This is a genomic window from Streptomyces sp. NBC_00557 (assembly GCF_036345995.1).
In the GTDB taxonomy this organism is placed as follows: Bacteria; Actinomycetota; Actinomycetes; order Streptomycetales; family Streptomycetaceae; genus Streptomyces.
Window position 1 is genome coordinate 517,556 of record NZ_CP107796.1, and the last position, 16,790, is coordinate 534,345.

11 protein-coding genes are annotated in these 16,790 nt (G+C 75.5%); 1 reads left to right on the forward strand and 10 read right to left on the reverse strand.

Features of this window, described 5'->3' with window-relative positions; all coding sequences use genetic code 11:
• Nucleotides 1–3: 3 nt before the first annotated feature.
• The 9 genes from OG956_RS01810 to OG956_RS01850 all read right to left on the reverse strand — a co-directional run bounded on the left by OG956_RS01810 (nucleotide 4) and on the right by OG956_RS01850 (nucleotide 12,088).
• Entirely contained in the window at nucleotides 4–654 is a 651-nt protein-coding gene (locus OG956_RS01810) for a nitroreductase family protein (protein WP_330336133.1), read from the reverse strand.
• Nucleotides 651–1,550 carry a hypothetical protein gene (locus tag OG956_RS01815; RefSeq protein ID WP_330336134.1) on the reverse strand — a complete coding sequence of 300 codons (900 nt, stop codon included), beginning with the start codon at nucleotides 1,548–1,550 and terminating at the stop codon, nucleotides 651–653. The genes OG956_RS01810 and OG956_RS01815 overlap by 4 nt, the downstream gene beginning before the upstream one ends.
• Before the next feature lie 52 nt (nucleotides 1,551–1,602).
• Nucleotides 1,603–2,589, reverse strand: a complete 987-nt coding sequence (locus OG956_RS01820) for a ScbA/BarX family gamma-butyrolactone biosynthesis protein (protein ID WP_330336135.1) — start codon at nucleotides 2,587–2,589, stop codon at nucleotides 1,603–1,605.
• 10 nt (nucleotides 2,590–2,599) lie between these two features.
• Nucleotides 2,600–3,547, reverse strand: a complete 948-nt coding sequence (locus tag OG956_RS01825) for a nucleoside-diphosphate kinase (RefSeq protein ID WP_330336136.1) — start codon at nucleotides 3,545–3,547, stop codon at nucleotides 2,600–2,602.
• Nucleotides 3,544–4,635 carry an SDR family oxidoreductase gene (locus tag OG956_RS01830; RefSeq protein WP_330336137.1) on the reverse strand — a complete coding sequence of 364 codons (1,092 nt, stop codon included), beginning with the start codon at nucleotides 4,633–4,635 and terminating at the stop codon, nucleotides 3,544–3,546. The genes OG956_RS01825 and OG956_RS01830 overlap by 4 nt, the downstream gene beginning before the upstream one ends.
• Nucleotides 4,636–5,080: 445 nt before the next feature.
• Nucleotides 5,081–6,742, reverse strand: a complete 1,662-nt coding sequence (locus tag OG956_RS01835) for a hypothetical protein (RefSeq protein WP_330336138.1) — start codon at nucleotides 6,740–6,742, stop codon at nucleotides 5,081–5,083.
• The gene (locus OG956_RS01840; RefSeq protein ID WP_330336139.1) at nucleotides 6,739–9,669 is read right to left on the reverse strand and encodes a phosphoenolpyruvate synthase; all 2,931 of its coding nucleotides are present in this window, start codon (nucleotides 9,667–9,669) and stop codon (nucleotides 6,739–6,741) included. The genes OG956_RS01835 and OG956_RS01840 overlap by 4 nt, the downstream gene beginning before the upstream one ends.
• 111 nt (nucleotides 9,670–9,780) lie before the next feature.
• Nucleotides 9,781–11,019, reverse strand: coding sequence for a cytochrome P450 (locus OG956_RS01845; RefSeq protein WP_330336140.1), 1,239 nt, complete (start codon nucleotides 11,017–11,019; stop codon nucleotides 9,781–9,783).
• Nucleotides 11,020–11,062: 43 nt separating this feature from the next.
• Nucleotides 11,063–12,088: a beta-ketoacyl-ACP synthase III gene (locus OG956_RS01850; RefSeq protein ID WP_330336141.1), complete on the reverse strand. Its 1,026-nt coding sequence runs from the start codon at nucleotides 12,086–12,088 to the stop codon at nucleotides 11,063–11,065.
• Between the two features lie 806 nt (nucleotides 12,089–12,894).
• Here OG956_RS01850 and OG956_RS01855 point away from each other — a divergent pair.
• On the forward strand, nucleotides 12,895–15,672 hold the full coding sequence (locus OG956_RS01855) for an ATP-binding protein (protein ID WP_330342704.1): 2,778 nt from the start codon (nucleotides 12,895–12,897) through the stop codon (nucleotides 15,670–15,672).
• A gap of 51 nt (nucleotides 15,673–15,723) precedes the next feature.
• Here OG956_RS01855 and OG956_RS01860 read toward each other — a convergent pair whose 3' ends face one another.
• Nucleotides 15,724–16,710 carry a Gfo/Idh/MocA family protein gene (locus OG956_RS01860; protein ID WP_330336142.1) on the reverse strand — a complete coding sequence of 329 codons (987 nt, stop codon included), beginning with the start codon at nucleotides 16,708–16,710 and terminating at the stop codon, nucleotides 15,724–15,726.
• Nucleotides 16,711–16,790: the final 80 nt, after the last annotated feature.

Here is a 16,790-nt window from a genome sequence, read left to right on the forward strand (position 1 = left end):
GGGTCAACTCCTCCCGCTCTGCCAGCCGTTGAGGTGCAGAACTTCTTCCAGGGGCCGGCGGGGTCCCGGCCGGAAGACGGTGCGCAGGGGGTGGGCGGTCGGGAGGAGGGCGCCCTGGCGGACGGTGGGAGGCAGGCCCAGGAGGTCGGCGACCTCCCGTTCGCGGTCCAGGTGGACCGCCGTCCAGGCGGTGACCAGGCCGCGGCTGCGGGCGGCCAGCGCGTAGCTCCACGCGGCGGGCAGCAGCGAGGCCCACAGGCCCGCCTGGTTGCCCTCGGGCAGCCGGCCGTCGGGCACCTCGATGCACGGGATGACCAGGACGGGCACGCGGTGCAGCCGCTCGGCCAGCAGCCGGGCGCCCGACATCATCGCGCGTGTCCGCTCGGGCAGTTCGGACAGGCGCTGCAGCGTCTCGGCGTTGCGGTCGTGGAACGCGGCCCGGTACACCGCGGCGACGTCCGCGCGGAGCGCGGGGTCGGTGAGGACGATCCAGCGCCAGTTCTGGCGGTTGTTGCCGTTGGGGGCCTGCAGGGCGATCCGCAGGCAGTCCTTGACGAGCTCGGGGTCCACGGGCCGGTCCAGGTCCAGTCCGCGCCGGACGCTGCGCGTGGTGGTGAGCAGTTCCTCGGCGGTGAGGGGCAGGGGCTCGGTCACGGCAGGAGCACCGCCCGGGCGACGAGGGCGAGGTACGTGGCGACGATGAAGCCCATCGCGAGGGGCACCGGCCAGGCCCCGCGCCCTGCGGTCAGGAAGCGCCGGGTGCCCCAGGCGGGCAGGAGGGCCGCGAGGCAGGGCAGGAGCGCGAGCGGGCCGCGCGAAGCGAGCAGCAGCAGCTCGCAGCCGACGGCCACGGCGGCGCAGGCCGCGGTGACGGCGGCGCTGCGCCGGGGGCCGAGGTCCGCCGAGTACAGGCGGGCGCCGGGCGGTGCCTCCCAGGCGGTCTTGCGGGCGAACTCGAAGTGCAGGAAGACGCCGGCGCACAGGGTCAGCAGCAGCGGTCCGCGCCAGTCGGCGGGGACCGTTCCGGCGGCGACGAGCGAGCCGTACACGTAAGCGCCGAGGAGCACCTGCACCGGGTAGGTGACGGCCAGGTTGAGCACCTGGCGGTCGCGGACGGCCGGCGAGAGCCGTTCCAGGAGGGCGAGGAACAGGCCGTAGGCGAGGGCCGCGAGGATCAGCAGGGCGGCCGTGGCCGACAGGGCGGCGTTCAGGCCGGTGACCAGCGCGGTGATCACGGCCATGGCGCCGCGCAGTTCGGCGGCCGTGATGGCGCCGGTGACCAGCGGCCGGTCGGGGTGGTGCACTCGGTCGTAGGCGAGGTCCTTCTGCTCGTCGAGCATGCGCAGGAACAGCAGCGCCAGGACCACGCTGACGACCCGCAGCCAGGTGGCGCCGGACGGCCGCCAGGCCGTGCCGGTCGCGGCCACCGCCGAACTCTCCAGGGCGAGGACCCACAGCAGTCCGTAGGTGGCGTAGACGTGCGGCCGGAACATGCTCAGTACGAACCGGCCCAGCCGTGCGGGGACTTGGGGGACGGCGACGGTGGTCACTGCGGGCGGTCTCTCCGTTCTGGTGCGGGTCGTGAAGGTGCCGGGGCGGGGCTCATACGGCGCCGTGGGCGGCCGGGGCGGCGAGGGCGCCGGCCGTCGGGCGGGCCGGGCCGGGCTCGGCGAGCCGCAGCCGGGCCTCGACGGCCACGGCGCCGGGCTGGTGCAGCGAGCACTCGATGTCGGCGCCGGGCAGGACCGGGCCGGTACGGCACTCCAGCGGCAGGTCCATCTCGGCGAAGCAGCGGAACCGCGCGGCCAGGCCGACCGGCAGCGCGGTGGGCGCGGACAGGGCGCCGGCGTCGACGGCGGCGGTCAGGGCGAGTTGGCGCAGCGCCTCGAGTTCGAGCATGCCGGGCACGTGGTCGACCCAGTGGTCGTACAGGGCGGGGTGGCCGGTGTCGGGGACCAGGCGGGCCGTGCGGGTGCCGTCGGGGCCGGTGCGCGGCGCGGAGATGACCGCGTTGCCGGGGTCGCGGCGGCCGACGCGGGCCGGTTCGACGCGTCGGCCGGGCAGGGCGACGGGCGTCTCGGGCAGGCCGAGCGCGCCGCGCTGCCCGGCGCGCAGACGGGTCCAGGCACGCGGGGGCATCCAGGAGTAGTCGATGCGGGCGAGCAGGGCCTCCCGGTCGCCGACGGTCATGCCGAACCGCAGCCGCAGCCCGGTCACTCCGGCCCGGTTGCGGAACCGGTGTTCGATGCGCGTGGCGATGACCGCCTCGGTGGGGTGGTCGCCGCAGACGAGGGCCGCGGGGTCCGGCACCTCGAACTCGACGGCGCGCAGCAGGAACTTGTGGCCCAGGGGCACGTCGAGGTAGCGGTGGGCGACCACGAAGATGCCCTGCCGGCACGCCTCCAGCAGCAGCATCGGGTCGTGGCGGGCGCGGTCGGCGAGGGTGTCGTGGTAGAAGGCGTGGCGGCGGGGCAGCTGCGCGGCGAGCAGCACGTCGTCCTCGCCGTGGCGTTCGGCGTCGGTGAGGAACACCTCGGCGACCGCGGCGCGGTGCACGAGTTCCCTGGGGAGGGTCCGGGTGTACTGCACGGTGCGCTCCTCAGGTGTGCCGGGCGCGCAGGGCGTCCAGATGGCGGCGCCAGGTGCCGGCGTCGGCCCCGTCCAGCACGGGGGCGCGGCCGGGCACCCGCATGGGGAGCACCTTGGAACCGACGATCACGGCGTCCCACGGGTCGAGGTCGACGCCCCGCTCCCACGCGCTCTCCAGCAGGGCGCGCGGGGTGGCGTCGCCGGGGGCGGCGCCGGGGTGCCGGGACAGCGTGTCGCGCAGCCGCTCCACTGCGGGGTCGAAGTCGAGGTCGCGGGGCTTGGTGGCGGCGTACAGCCGGCCGGTCAGCTCCAGGGCGTGCGCGGTGCGGTCCTCGCCGGCGAGCGCGGAGCGGAACAGTTGCTCGCGTGTGCCGTCGTCGAAGTGGACGGCCAGTTCCCGCAGCACGTCGGCGGGTTCGTCGGGGGTGTGCACCAGGTTCAGCAGGTAGCTGTAGCGGCCGAGGAGGTGGCGCAGCTGGCCCGGTCGGCGGGCGTCGGGGTCCGTGGGCCCCTTGAGCCGGGTCAGTTCCACGGACGCGGGGACGACCGGCTCGTCCTCGGGGCGGACGAGCAGCACCAGCGCGTCGGCGTCCTCCAGGAACAGCGCGGCGAGCCGCCTGCGGTAGGGGGTGGCGAGGTTCCACTGGAAGTACCACAGGGAGCGGATCATGGTGCGGGTCAGCCGGGTCACGGCGGCGCCGACGATGCGGAAGCGCTGCTCGGTGAGCCAGTCGACGGCCGCCTCCAGCCGCCGGGCCACCACGGCGTCGGGCTTCAGCAGCAGCGCGGCGTGCCGGTGGGCGAAGCCGGTGACGTCGTCGGTGAGGGCGGCGAGCTGGTCGTGGCTCTCCTGGAAGTAGGTGTCGGCGCCGTACAGCCGCTGCTTGGCGGGGTGGCAGGTGAGCAGCGGCGAGACGGGTATGCCGTGCGCGGGTTCGGTGGGGTGGGCCGGGTTCATCGGTGGGTGCTCCCATCGGGTCGGTCGGCGGTCTGCTCGGGGCCCGGGGCCGGGCCGAGGTAGCCGGTCGCGAGGCAGTCGTCGAGGAGGCGGCGCAGGTAGGGCCGTGCCCCGGTGGCCGCGGGCCGGCGCACGAAGGCGGCGGCCTGGCTGTCGTCGAAGTGGACGCGCCGCCGGAAGTAGGTCGCGTACAGGGCGATGACGCGGTCGTAGTACGGCCGTTCGCGGTCGGAGAGGGCACCGGCGGAGAACGCGGACGGCGGCACGAACCGCGGCACGTGGAAGGACGGGTACTCGGCGAGGACGTCGGAGAAGTCCCGCAGGGTCAGCACATGGCCGACCGCGTGCAGGGTGCGGCCCTCGGCCTCCTCGAACCGTGTGGTGGCGTCGGTGACCAGGTCGGCGACGCGGTCGACGGGGACGAGGTCGAGGCGGGCGTCGTAGTGGCCGGGCACGGTGCGCACCAGGCCCCGGGTGAGGACGCGCAGCACCGGATAGATGGTCTTGCGGTCGCGGGCGTGGCCGGTGCGGGAGGCGCCGGTGACGATGCTGGGGCGCACCACGGCCACGGGCAGTCCGTCCGCGGCGGCCTTGCGGACCATGGTCTCGGCGGTCAGTTTGCTCTTCTCGTAGCCGTTGCCCGGGTGCTGGCCGACGTCGAGTTCGTCCTCGCGGGCGACGCCGTCGCGTTCCCCGCACACGTACGCGGTGCTGACGTGCACCAGCGGCGTGCGGTGGGCGAGGGCGACGTCGAGGACGTGGCGGGTGCCGGCGACGTTGATGCTCTCGTACCGTTCGTCGGGCAGGCCGAAGTCGGTGACGGCGGCGCAGTGCACGATGCGGTCCGCGCCCGCGGCAAGCCGCCGGTCCTCGTCGCTCAGCCCGAGGCCGGGCCGGGTGATGTCCCCGGCGAGGGGGGTGATGGCGCCGCGGCCGGGGGTGACCTTCCGGCCGTTGTTGCGGACCAGGCCGGCGGTGCGGTGCATCAGCGGCAGCACGGTGTGCCCCGCAGCGGTGAGCCGCGCGGTCACCTCCGCACCCACGAATCCGCTGGCACCGGTCACCAGCACGGTCATGGGATCGGACATCTGGGGCTCCTCCGGGAGGACGGGTCGGGTGGGGTGGGCGGTGGGGAGGTGGTGGGAGGTTCGGGCGGTGGGGTGCGGGTCGGGAAGCGGTGGGGCCGGCCAGGTGGCAGCGTTCGGGGTGCCGGGTGGGCCGTGCGGGGCCGGGCCTGTGCGGGAAGGGATGCCGACGCAAGGCGGAAACCGCCGGCCGAGGTGACGAAGCCCGCGGTGGCTCCCGAGCGAGACCCGGCCCAGCGGGGCACTGCTCCCCAGCCGGGCGCGGTCGCCGCGCGGAGCGGACCCAGCGGGACACCGCCGCCCACGGGCCGTCGACGAACTCACGGGGCGGAGTCCCTTGCACGGCCCGCGAGCGCGACGCTCCACGGCAGTGCGCGGTCGCCGCGCAAGCCGATCCTGACGATGCGCGCAGGGACGCACCCTCACCGCCGCAAACGTCCCCCGTGCCTCACAGCGGCGCCGCCTGGTGGGGCTGGGTGCCGTTGCTGGCCAGGAGGTCGCGGGCCTCTTCGATGGGGAGTTCGGCGTCGAGGTGGGCGCCGATGCGGAGCCAGTCGTAGCCGAGTTCGAGGGTGGCCCGCCAGGTGTCGGCGGACTCGAAGGAGAGCGGGAAGGAGTCGGCGCCGACGGCGCCGCGCACCAGGCCGATGAAGGAGCGCAGGTCGGTGAGGAGCGCGTCGCCCTGGCCGGGTGCGTCCACCGTGCGCCGCAGGAGTTTCCCGGCGCCCTCCCCGATGGGCCCGGCGGCGGACGGCGGGAGCAGGTCGAGGCGGCGGACGAGGTCGGAGTCGGCGGGCAGCGAGTTGACGCCGTGGGCGCTGAACAGGCCGCGCAGCGCGGCGTGCACGGCGCGGCGGGCGGTGAGCTCGGCGACCCGCCACTGGCCGCGCTGGAGGGCCCCGGTCAGGTCCTCGACGGCGTTCTCGACGACGACGTTGGACCAGACGAGGGCCATCGCGGCGGCGGCGAACCGGTCGGCCGGCAGCGGCATCAGGTCGACGGCGCGGGGCCCGGCGACGGCCGCGCCGCGCACGGACAGCACCGGGCGCGCGGTGGAGGGCGGCGGGGTGACGGGGCCGGGCGGCGCGGCGAGCGGCAGCGACGGCGTGACGGTGCCACCGCCCTTCCAGGCGAGGCGGATCAGCCCGTAGCGCAGGAACGTGGCGAGCAGCGCGCCCGGGTCGGCGACGCCGCTGCCGGCGGTCGCGGCGAGCACCTGGGGCAGCGGCCGGCCGAGGACGAGGGAACGCCACACCGCTGCGGCGTCGGCGCCGAGGGCGAACACCTCGCGCCGCCCGCGCAGGACGTGCACCCGGTCGCCGGTCTGCCAGGTGGTGACGCCGTTGACGCGCTCGACGGTGATGCGCTCGGGCTGCCAGGGCACGCCGGTGAGCCCGAGGTCCGCGGCGAAGGCGAGGGCGGCCGTCAGGTGGGTGCGGGCGGCGTCGGGGTCGCCGGGTGCGGGGGCGGCGGCCTCCAGCTGCCAGTAGCGGTCGCGCACGTCGCCGCGGCCGGCGCGGTCGAGCTGCATGGACAGCCACTTGGGTTCGAGGTAGGTCTCGCCGAGGCGGGCCGCCCAGGACTTGACGGTCTGCACCAGGCCGGCGCGGGTCCAGTCGACGGCCTCGCCGCTCTCGCCGAGGCAGAGCAGCGCCATGGCGTGCCGCAGGGACTGGCGGGCGCGGTGGGCCCACCAGTCGGCGGTGATCTCGCGGAACCGCTCGACGGGCAGCAGCGCCTTGACCTCCTCGATGAGGGCGTGGCCGCGCAGCGGGTGGCTGTGCAGCAGCCGCTGGCAGCGGTTGAGGAGGTCCTCGGAGAGCCGGCCCGGCCGCTTGGCGCCCTCCTCCACCGCGCGGAACTGCTCGGCGAGCTGACGCACCGACCGGGTGCGGATCTCGACACGCCGGCCGTCCACGAACAGCAGCGACGGCATGGTCGGCAGGTCGTCCTCGGAGCGGCCGACGAGCAGGAAGTCGATGTCGGAGGAGGGGTTGCCGAACCCTTCCGCGATGGAGCCCTCGAGGGTGACGGCCCACTCGGCGCCGCGTGGCAGTTCGGCGAGGGACTTGTCGAGCAGATCCTGCAGCTGGTCCTCGGTGAGGATCACGGGTGTGTCTCCGTTCGGGCGGTGTCCTCGGCGGTGGGCGTGGCGTCGTGAGCGGCCAGGGCGCCTTCGGTGGGCTCCGCTTCGCCGGTGTCCGTGGCGCCGGCGACGGCCGTGGCCCCGGCGCCTGTCGTGGCCTCGGCACCGATCGTGCCCTCGGCGCCTTCCGTGGCGGCGTCGTCGGCCGTGGCGGCGTCGTCAGGCGGGGCGGCGTCGTCGGGCGGGGCGGCGAGTACGGTGACCGTGCCGGCGGCGCCGTCGACGCGCAGCCGGCTGCCGGCGCGTATCTCGGTGGTCGCGCCCTTGACCTGGACGACGGTGGGGATACCCAACTCCCGGGCGACCACGGCGACATGCGTGAGCGGGCTGCCGCGTTCGATGACGAGGGCGGCGGCCGAGGGCAGCGCGGCCACCCAGCCGGGGTCGGTGCGGTAGGTGATCAGGACGCCGCCGCCGATGTCGCGCGGGGTGTCGGTGACGACGGCGGGTCCCTCGGCGACGCCGGGGCAGCAGGGGGTGCCGCGCAGTTCGCGGGCGCCACTGCGGGCCGCCGGGCCACTGGTCCAGCCGGCCCGTTCCAGATTGCCCCACCAGTAGGGGGCGCCGCGGGTGGTGAAACGCGACGGGGCGTGCAGCTCGCGGTCGGCGGCCTGTTGTCTGCGGCGCACCGCGACCAGGTCCCGCAGCTCGGTGTGGACGATCATGCCCTCGTAGGCGCCCTTGATTTCGTCGAGGCGCAGCAGGAACACGTCGTCCCAGGCGTCGAGGGCGCCGGCGCGTGCCAGATCGCGGCCGAGGGCGCGCAGCATGCGCTTGGCCGCTCCGAAGGCGCGGGTGCGGCAGAACCGGAGCCGTTCCCGGTCGGTGAGCGCGGCCCGAGCCTTGGCGCGTACCCGCTCGTACACGAAGCGGCGCGGGCCGCGCAGGTGTGCGTCGAGGTAGGCGTCGGCCTCACCGCCGCGGTCCTGTGGGCTGGTGTCGCCGGTCTCGGGCAGGGCGTCGCGCAGCAGGGTGAACAGCCCGGCCGGGTTCTCGTGCAGGTCGGGGACCTCGAGCTTGAGTTCGTCGGGGCTGCGGTAGCCGTAGTCGGCGATGTAGGCGTCGACGGCGGCGAGGAAGCCGGTGTGGCCGCCGTCGCTCAGCGCCTGGTACGCCGCGTCGTCCGGGGTGCGCTCCAGCAGGTCCAGGATCTCGGCGTCGGCGCGGGCGCGGGCCGCCAACTCGCGCAGTGCCCAGGCGGGTTCGGCGGACTCCACGGCGCCGCCGGGTGCGGCCGCGGCCCAGGTGAACCACTCGGGGGCGTCGGGCAGCCAGCGGCGGGTGAGCAGGGCGAGCAGGCCCACGGAGAGCAGGATCGTCGCGTCCAGGGCCTGCATCGGGCCCCATTTCTCGATGAGTTCCCGCTGGAGCTTCCGGAAACGGCGATAGGTCTCGTCTCCGGGCAGGGCGTCGTAGTCGACATTGTTGAAGACCGCATACGCCCGGTAGAAATCGCGGTGGAAGGTCTCCACGGATTTCCCGATGGTGAAAAACCGCCGGGCGAAGACGACCGTGCGGGCCAGGCGGGAGAGACGGCCGCGCAGTCCGGGCCGGGGCGTGAACGGGTGGAGGGTGTCGGCGAGTTCGTCGGAAATGCTCTCGGCGACGCCGAGGGATTTCTCCAGCACGCGCCGGTTGAGCGGGTAGAGCGGGGCCAGGCGCACCATGCGGTACCAGTGCAGCAGGTTGTAGTAGACCCGTCCGTGGATGTGGCCGAGCAGGTGCGGGGTCCACTCCCGGACCTCGCGCAGCTGCTCACCGCGGACGCCGAGGGCGCGGGCGTAGCTCTCGTACACCTTGGCGTAGGTGTCGGCGGCGAAGGTGTAGGTGAGCGGGGAGACGACGCCGCTGAAGCTCTCGATGATGTTGGAGTTGTCCCAGATCCGCAGCTCGCCCTCGGGCTCGGACTCGGAGCCGGCGGCCGGGGTGAGGGTGGTGACGGGGCGGCTCTGCAGGATCCACAGCGTGCCGTCGGCGATGGCCCACTCGATGTCCTGGGGGGCGCCGTAGTGCGCGGTGATACGGACCCCGGCGTCGTGCAGACGGGCGAGGTCGTCGTCGGTCAGGGACAGGGCGGCGCGGTCCTCGTCGGCGACGGGTGAGACCTCGCATCCGGATCCGGATCCGGCGTCGTACCGCTCCTGCTTGTCCCCGACGACCGTGCTCAGCGTCTGCCCGGTGGCGGCGTCGAGGACGACGGTGTCCGCGTCGACGGCGCCGGAGACGAGCCCCTCCCCCAGCCCGAACACGGCGCTGACCACGTGGCGGTCGGTGCGGCCGGTCGCCGGGTCGGCGGTGAACAGCACGCCGCTGCGTTCGGCGGCGACCATGCGCTGGACGACGACGGCGACGCCGCCGGTGCCGGGCGGCAGTCCGCGCTGCGCGCGGTAGAGCAGGGAACGCGCGGAGAAGGCGGAGGCCCAGCAGCGGCGGACCCGGTCGGTGACGGCGTCGAGGCCACGGACGCCGAGGAAGCTGTCGAACTGCCCGGCGAAGGAGTGCCGTTCGCCGTCCTCCTCCGCTCCGGAGGAGCGTACGGCGACCGTGCCGCCGCCGGCCTCCCGGTGGGCGAGGGCGATCGCGTCGGCGACGCGGGCGCCGAGCGGCGCTGTCTCGATCAGGCGGGCGATCTCCTGCGCGACCTGCTCGGCCTTCGTCTCCCAGCCGTCGGCGAGCAGCCGCGCCAGCTGCTCGTCCAGTCCGCTGTCCCGGCAGAATTCCTGGAATACGTCCAGGCCGAGGACCGACCACGTCGGCACGGGAAATCCGGACGCGGTGAGGGTGTGGAGGTTTCTTCCCTTTCCGCCGGCGTGCCGGGCGACCAGGGCGGTGTCACTGGATGGTGTCAGGACGTGCAGGGCCCGCTGGGCGGATCCCGTGGTGAGCGACAACTGGCTTTCCCTTCCAAGGTGTTACTCAACCCGGCCCGAATGTTTCACGGTGCGGCCGGACGAAACAACCCGCGGGCTCTCCGTGGTGGCATTTCGGTCGTGGTAGCGATTTCAAATTCCGGCGGTTTCCCGGCCGTCGAGGACGACCGGAAGGGACGCGTGGCCACGCAGGACGATCCGGTCGCGGCGGACCGGCGCGGTGCCGGGAGCGGGTGCGAGGCCGGGAAAGCGCGTCGGCAACCGGCCGAAAGCCACGGTCGCCTCCAGCCGGGCCAGCAGGGCGCCGAGGCAGTAGTGCGCTCCCCCGCCGAAGCTGAGCGGCCGGCTGTCGTCGCGGCCGGGGTCGAACCGGTCGGGGTCGGGGTAGCAGGCCGGGTCGCGGTTGGCGGCGCCGAGCAGGAGCAGCACATGGGTTCCGGCCGACACGGGCAGCCCGGCGACGGACACGCCGTCGGCGAGGGCGACCCGGTTGCTCAGCTGCACCGGGGAGTCGTGGCGCAGCACCTCCTCCACGAAGCCGCCGACCGGGACCGTGCCGCCGCGCAGGCCGCTCATCACGTCCGGGTGCTCGAACAGCAGCCGCAGGCCGTTGCCGAGGAGGTGGGTGGTCGTCTCGAATCCGGCCAGCAGGAGGCTCGCGAGGTTGGCGACGAGTTCGTCGTCGTCCCGCAGCAGCCCCTCGTCCCGCGCCGACACCATCGAGGTCACGAGGTCGTCGCCCGGGTCGGCGCGGCGGGCCCGGATCAGGTCGGTGAAGTAGCGGTCGACCTCGACGGCCGCCCGGTCGGCGGCGGCCAGTCCGGCCTCGTGACCGGCCGGGTCGGACGCCGGTTCCAGGGTGGCCATGAGATCGGCGGCGTAGCCGCGGAAGCGTGCGCGATCGGCCGCCGGGATGCCCATGATGTCGCAGATGACGTGGGCGGGCAGGCGGAAGGCGAACGCCTCCATGAAGTCCACGGCTCCCTCGGCCTGTTGGAGGTCGTCGAGCAGCGCCTCGGTGATCCGTACGACGTTGTCCTCCAGGGCGGCCACGGCGCGCGCGGTGAACATGTGCGCCATCGACGCCCGCAGCCTGCCGTGGTCGGGCGCGTTGGCCACGAGCAGGGACCGGCCGAGCATCGCCAGGGACGGGTGCCGCGCCGGGTCGGCTCCCCAGGTGACGAGGTTGACGTCCGCGCCCAGGCCGGGCTCGCGCAGGGCCTGCCGGCAGGCCTCGTACCCGCACACCAGCACCAGGCCGTCGCCTGCCGGGGAGACGGGCCCCAGTTCGTGGGCGAGCGCGTACAGGGGGTAGGGATCGGCCCGTCCTTCGGGCGTGAGCAGCTGGAACACGAGGGACTGCGCGTCCACGGGGTCTCCTGCGGGCTGGGGTGGGGGTGGGCGGGGGCGGTGGTCAGGGGGCGGTCGACGGCGTGACCGGTTCCGTGGGGATGTCGGGCCAGACGAGGGCGACCGAGCCCCAGGTGAGACCGCCGCCGAAACCGGCCAGCACCACCCGGTGTCCCGGCCGCAGCCGGCCGCAGACCGCGGCGTCGGTCAGGGCGAGGGGAATGGACGCGGCGACGGTGTTGCCGCGGGTGCCGATGTGGTTCGGGAACCGCTCCGGGGGCAGGCCGAGCCGGCGGGCGACCGCGTCGAGGATCCGTGCGTTGGCCTGGTGCAGCACGAAGGCGTCGACGTCCTCCAGGCGCCACCCGGTGCGCTCGGCCGTGCGGCGCACCGTCTCGGCCATCCGCCGCACCGCCTGGGCGTAGACGGCCTGCCCCTGCATCGTGAACCAGGTGTCCTCGGTCTTCACGGGCAGCCCGGTGGACCGCTGCCGGGAACCGCCCGCCGGTACCTCGATGAGGTCGCTGAGGGCGCCGTCGCTGCCGAGGTTCAGCCCCTGGAGCGCGCCGTGTTCGCCCGGCTTCCCGGCGCGCAGCACCACCGCTCCCCCGCCGTCGCCGAAGATCACCCGGGTCGCGCGGTCGTCCGGCGACAGCAGCGTGGAGAACGCGTCCGCGCCGATGACGAGCACGCGGTCGGCGGCGCCGAGCGCGACGAGCCCGGCGCCCGTCCCGAGCGCGTACACGAAGCCGGTGCACACCGCCGCCACGTCGAAGGCGGGGACCGGACCGAGCCCGAGCCGGGCGGCGACCTCCGGTGCGGTCGCCGGGCACGGGCGGTCCGGGGAGCTGGTGGCGAGGACCACCGCGTCCACGGCGCCGGCGCCGGCGGAGCACAGCGCCCGACGCGCGGCCTCGACGGCCAGGTCACCGGTGGACTGTCCCGGGCCGACCCAGCGCCGCTCCCGGATGCCGGTGCGCCTGCGGATCCACTCGTCGCTGGTGTCCAGCGCCTCGGCGAGGCGGTCGTTGGTGACGACGGTGGGGGGCACCCAGCCCCCGAGCCCTGCGACGACGGCTGCTCGTTCCACGTTCTCCCGTTCCTTCCCGGCCGACGGCCACGGAGCCGGACGACGGCCCCGGTGGGGCTACACCTGTGCGGACCGTCCGGGCCGTTGCCGCCGCCCGGTCCGTTGCCGCCGGTGGCTCCGCTGGCTCCGCTGGCTCCGGCAGTCTGGTTGCGCCGGCAGCCTCCTGGCGGCTCGGCAGTCCCGGCGGTGCCCCGGCGGTCGGCCTTCCCTCTGGTTCCGGCAGGGGCGGCCGCACCGGGGGCGTCCGGTCGTCGGCTGCTCCCCTGACGGCAGCCGCTCCCTCGCACTCGCCGATGCGACGGACCGAGCTCGCGGACGGCCACCGCGGCCAGAACCCGCTGTGCCGAGCGAACGGCGCCGTCCGACCCGGCAACCGGGCGACCAGAGCCGCAGACGCCCACGACGCCGCCGTACGGCCGTGCGGGCCGGAGCCCCCGCGGACGAGCACACGGAATCCGGCGCACCGTCGCGCGGCCCTTCGTAGGAACGGCCCCGCAGCCGGAGCCGCAGAGCGCACCGCATCGCAAGGCCTCCGCCCCCGGCCGTCTCCCGCAGTGTGGACCGCGGCGCACGCCGGGCGCATCCGTCAACCGACTGCACCCTGCGGCCTGCGGTCACCTCGGTCACCGCCGGCCGCCGGCCGCCCGGCGGCCGGGTCCGGCAGGTCACCGGCCCGAACCCCCACCGACCTTCGAGGGGATTCCTTAGAGCCCGTGCGTCAGGCGCAAGGACGCGGTCGCCGCGGGCTTAGCGTCCTTCGGTGTCGGACGCCGCGCAGCGAGACCAGGGAGGCGCTCTTGACCACCGTGACGCTGTCGGGCGGCGCCCTCGTGGGCCGGGCCTCCGAGGCCGCCCGGATACGGCAGTTCGTCAGGAACCCTGGTGAGGACGGGCACGTCCTGGTCGTCACCGGCAGTCCCGGCATCGGCAAGAGCGCCCTCGTCGACAGCGAGGTCGGCGAGCCGGCCGGGACCGGGGTGCGGGTGCTGCGGGCCGAGGGCAGCGAGACGGAACGGGAGCTGGCGTTCGCCGGGCTGCACCAGCTGCTGCGGCCGGTGCTGGCGCAGGCGCCGGTCCTGCCGCGGCGGCAGAGCGACGCGCTGCTCGGCGCCTTCGGCATGTCGGACACGCCGGACGAGCCCGACCAGCTGATCCTGCGCATCGCCGTACTGGGCCTCCTCGCGCACGTGGCCCGGTCGCGGCCGGTGCTGATCGTGGTGGACGACGCCCAGTGGCTGGACCAGGACACCGTGGACGTGCTGGCGTTCGTCGCGCGGCGGCTGGAGGGCGAGCGGATCGCCCTGCTGGGGCTGGTCCGCGCCGGCGCCCCGCTGCCCGCGTTCGCGCGGAGCTGCCCGGTGCTGGACCTGGGTCCCCTGGACGCGGATGCCGCGGGCCGGCTCCTGGACGCACAGCCGCGCCGCCCCACCGGCCCGCTGCGGGCACGGATCCTTCAGGAGGCCGAGGGCAATCCGCTCGCGCTGATCGAGTTCGCCCGTTCGGACCCCGGCCAGGCGCCGTGGCCGGTCGAACCGCTGCCGCTGGCGGACCGGCTGGAGCAGCGGTTCGCCGCCCGGCTGGCCGGCCTGCCCGGGGCCACCCGACAAGCGCTGCTGCTGGCGGCGACGGACCCGGGCGCCGTGTCCGGCGTGCCGCCTCAGGTGTGGCGGCCGGCCGAGCAGGCGGGCCTGATCGAGGTCCGCGACGCCGTCGTACGGTTCTGCCATCCCCTGATCCGGTCCGCGGTCTACCACGCGGCGCCGCCCACCCAGCGCCGGGCCGCGCACCGGCGGTGTGCCGCCGCGCTGCGCGAGGCGCCGGACCGGCGGGCCTGGCACCTGGCGGCCGCGGGCACCGGACCGGACGAGTCGGTGGCGCGGGAGATGGAGCGCACGGCGCGGCAGACGGGACGGCGGGGCGGTCTCGTCTCGGCGGCGCTGGCGCTGCAGCGGGCGGCCGAGCTCACCCCGGACCGCCGCGAGCGCGCCCGCCGGCTCACCCTGGCCGCCCGGCTGGCCGCGCCGACCGGGCAGACGGCCTGGGTCGAGGAGCTGACCGACCGGGTGCGGACGCTCTGCGACGACCCGGTGCTGCTCGCCCACGCCGCCCTCTGCCGGGGCCAGGCCCTCGCCCTCACCCCGCGCCGGGCCGCGGCCTATCCGCTGCTGACCCGCACCGCGCGGGACCTGGCCCCCCACGACCCCGGTGACGCCCTGCAGGCGCTCGCGACCGCCGCCCTGATCTGCTACTACGGCGGCGACGCCGGGCAACGGGACGAACTGCGCCGTGACTTCTTCCGGCTCGCCGCCGCCATCGGCCCGCGCCCCGAACCGGACCTGGCGTCCCTGTGGATCCTGACCGCCACCGACCCGTCCGCGGACCATGCCGCACTGCTCGCCGGTGTCCGCGGGCTGGCGGCCCTCGACACGGCCGGACCGGAACTGGCGGCGGCCACGGCGACCCTGGCGTGGCTGCTCGACGAGAACGCCCTCGCCCTCGGCCTGTTCGACACGGTGGGCGGGTCCCCGGCGGCCCCGTCGCCGCTGCCGGACGGGCTGCGCTGCGTGGAGGGGTGGGTCTGTCTGGAGTACGGCCGGTGGGCGCGTGCCCGGGCCGTCGCGGCGGCCTCGGCACGCGCGGCGGCGCAGAGCGACCCGCCCTACACGGCGGCGGCGCCGCCCGCCCTGGACGCCGCGGTGCTGGCGCTGCGCGGGGAGACGGGTCCGGCGCGCGCCGCGGCGCGGCAGGCGCTGGACCTCGTCGCCGCGCGGGAGAACCGGTTCGTGACCGTGCGGGCCCGCTGGGCGCTGGGCATGGCGGCGTGGGCGGACGGCGACCACGAGGACGCCTACGACCAGTTCCGCGCGATGTTCACCGCCGACGGCGACGAGGTCCACTACCACGTCTCCCGGTACGGCCTGGGCGACCTCGCCGCGGCGGCCGCGCGGATCGGGCGGCGGGAGAGCGCCCGCAGGATCGTGGCCCGGCTCGCGGAGCGCACGGCGGGCTCGTCGCCGCGGCAGCGGGCCCAGCTCGCCCGCGCCCGGGCGTTGCTGGCGGACGGCGAGGAGGCCGGGCAGCACTTCCGGGCGGCGCTCGACGAACCGGGCGCGCAGGAACGGCCGTTCAGCCACGCGCAGGTGCAACTCGAGTACGGCGAATGGCTGCGCCGCCGGCTGCGCTCGGGCCGGGCCCGGCCCCTGCTGGCCGGCGCGCTGGAGACGTTCGTACGGCTCGGTGCCGAACCGTGGGCCGCCCGCGCCCGGGCGGAGCTGCGGGCCGCCGGGATCCGTCAGAACACCGGCGGCCGGGACCGGCTGCCCGCGCTCACCCCGCAGCAGCGGCAGATCGTGAGCCTGGCGGCGCGCGGGCTGACCAACCGGGAGATCGGCGAGCGGCTCCAGCTGTCCCCGCGCACGGTCGGCTCCCATCTGTACCGGAGCTTCCCGAAGCTGGGCGTCACCGCGCGCTCCCAGCTGCGGGACGTCATCGACGGCCGCCGTACGGCGCCCGGGCTGTTCGCCCTCGTGGACGCGGGCGCCGGGGAGGACAGCGGCGACAGGCCGCAGCAGCACCCGGCCTGACGCCCGCCGCCCGGCGCACTCCCGCACGGCCGGGCTCTCAGAGGCGCTCCTTCAGCGGGCCGGCCCCTTTCCCGCCGCCGCGCGTACCGCGTCGACCAGTTCGGCCTGCCGCAGGATGTCCTGGCCGGGCCCCTTGAAGTCGCCGCCGTCCAGCACCGTGCGGGCGAACCGGGAGACCAGTGAGGCGAACTGGTGGCCCGCGGGCAGGGTGCGTTCCTCCACGTGGTCCTGGCGTACGAGCCGCAGCACCGGGCGCAGGGCGGGCGGTGCGGTGAACGCGCGGTCGAGGGTGATGCTGCCCTCGCTGCCCCACAGGGTGCAGGCGCACCGGTACGACCGGTCGAAGCCGAACGTGAGCTGCCCGGTGCGTCCGGCCGGGTCGGCGACGAGCGCCGCGCCGGCCACGTCGACGCCGGTGGCCGGGTCCTCCCGCAGCACCGCGCCGTGGACGGCGACCTCCGGGCCGAGGTAGAGGGTCGCCGCGCGCAGCGTGTACACGCCGGCGTCGAGCAGCGCGCCGCCGCCGAGCGCCGGGTCGTAGCGGATGTCGCCGTCGGGCAGCGGCGGGAAGGCGAACTCGGCGGTGAGATGGCGGGGTTCGCCGATCGCGCCGGTGTCGACGAGGGCCCGTACGGCGTCGTGCTGGCCGTGGTGGAGGAACGCGAAGTTCTCCATCAGCAGCAGCCCGGCGTCGTGGGCGGCGGAGACCAGCTCCGCCGCCTGGGCGCGGTCGGTGACGCACGGCTTCTCGGCGAGGACGTGCTTGCCCGCCGCGAGTGCCCGCGCCACCCACTCGGCGTGCAGCGCGGGCGGCAGGGGCACGTAGACGGCGTCGATGTCGTCCCGGGCGAGCAGCGCGGCGTAGCCGGTGACCGCCTCGCAGCCGAACCGCCGGGCGACGGCCTCGGCCTTGTCGCGGCTGCGGCTGGCGACGGCCACGAGCCGCACCGACGGCTCGGCCGCCAGCGCGGGCAGGGTGGTGCGCTGGGCGATGGCGGCGCAGCCGATCACTCCGACGTTCAGCATGCGTTCCGACACGGTCTCGCTCTCTTTCCGATGGGGTGGACGATGCACGGCGACGGCTCGCGCCCGCGATGCTGTCGGGACGAGGACACGGT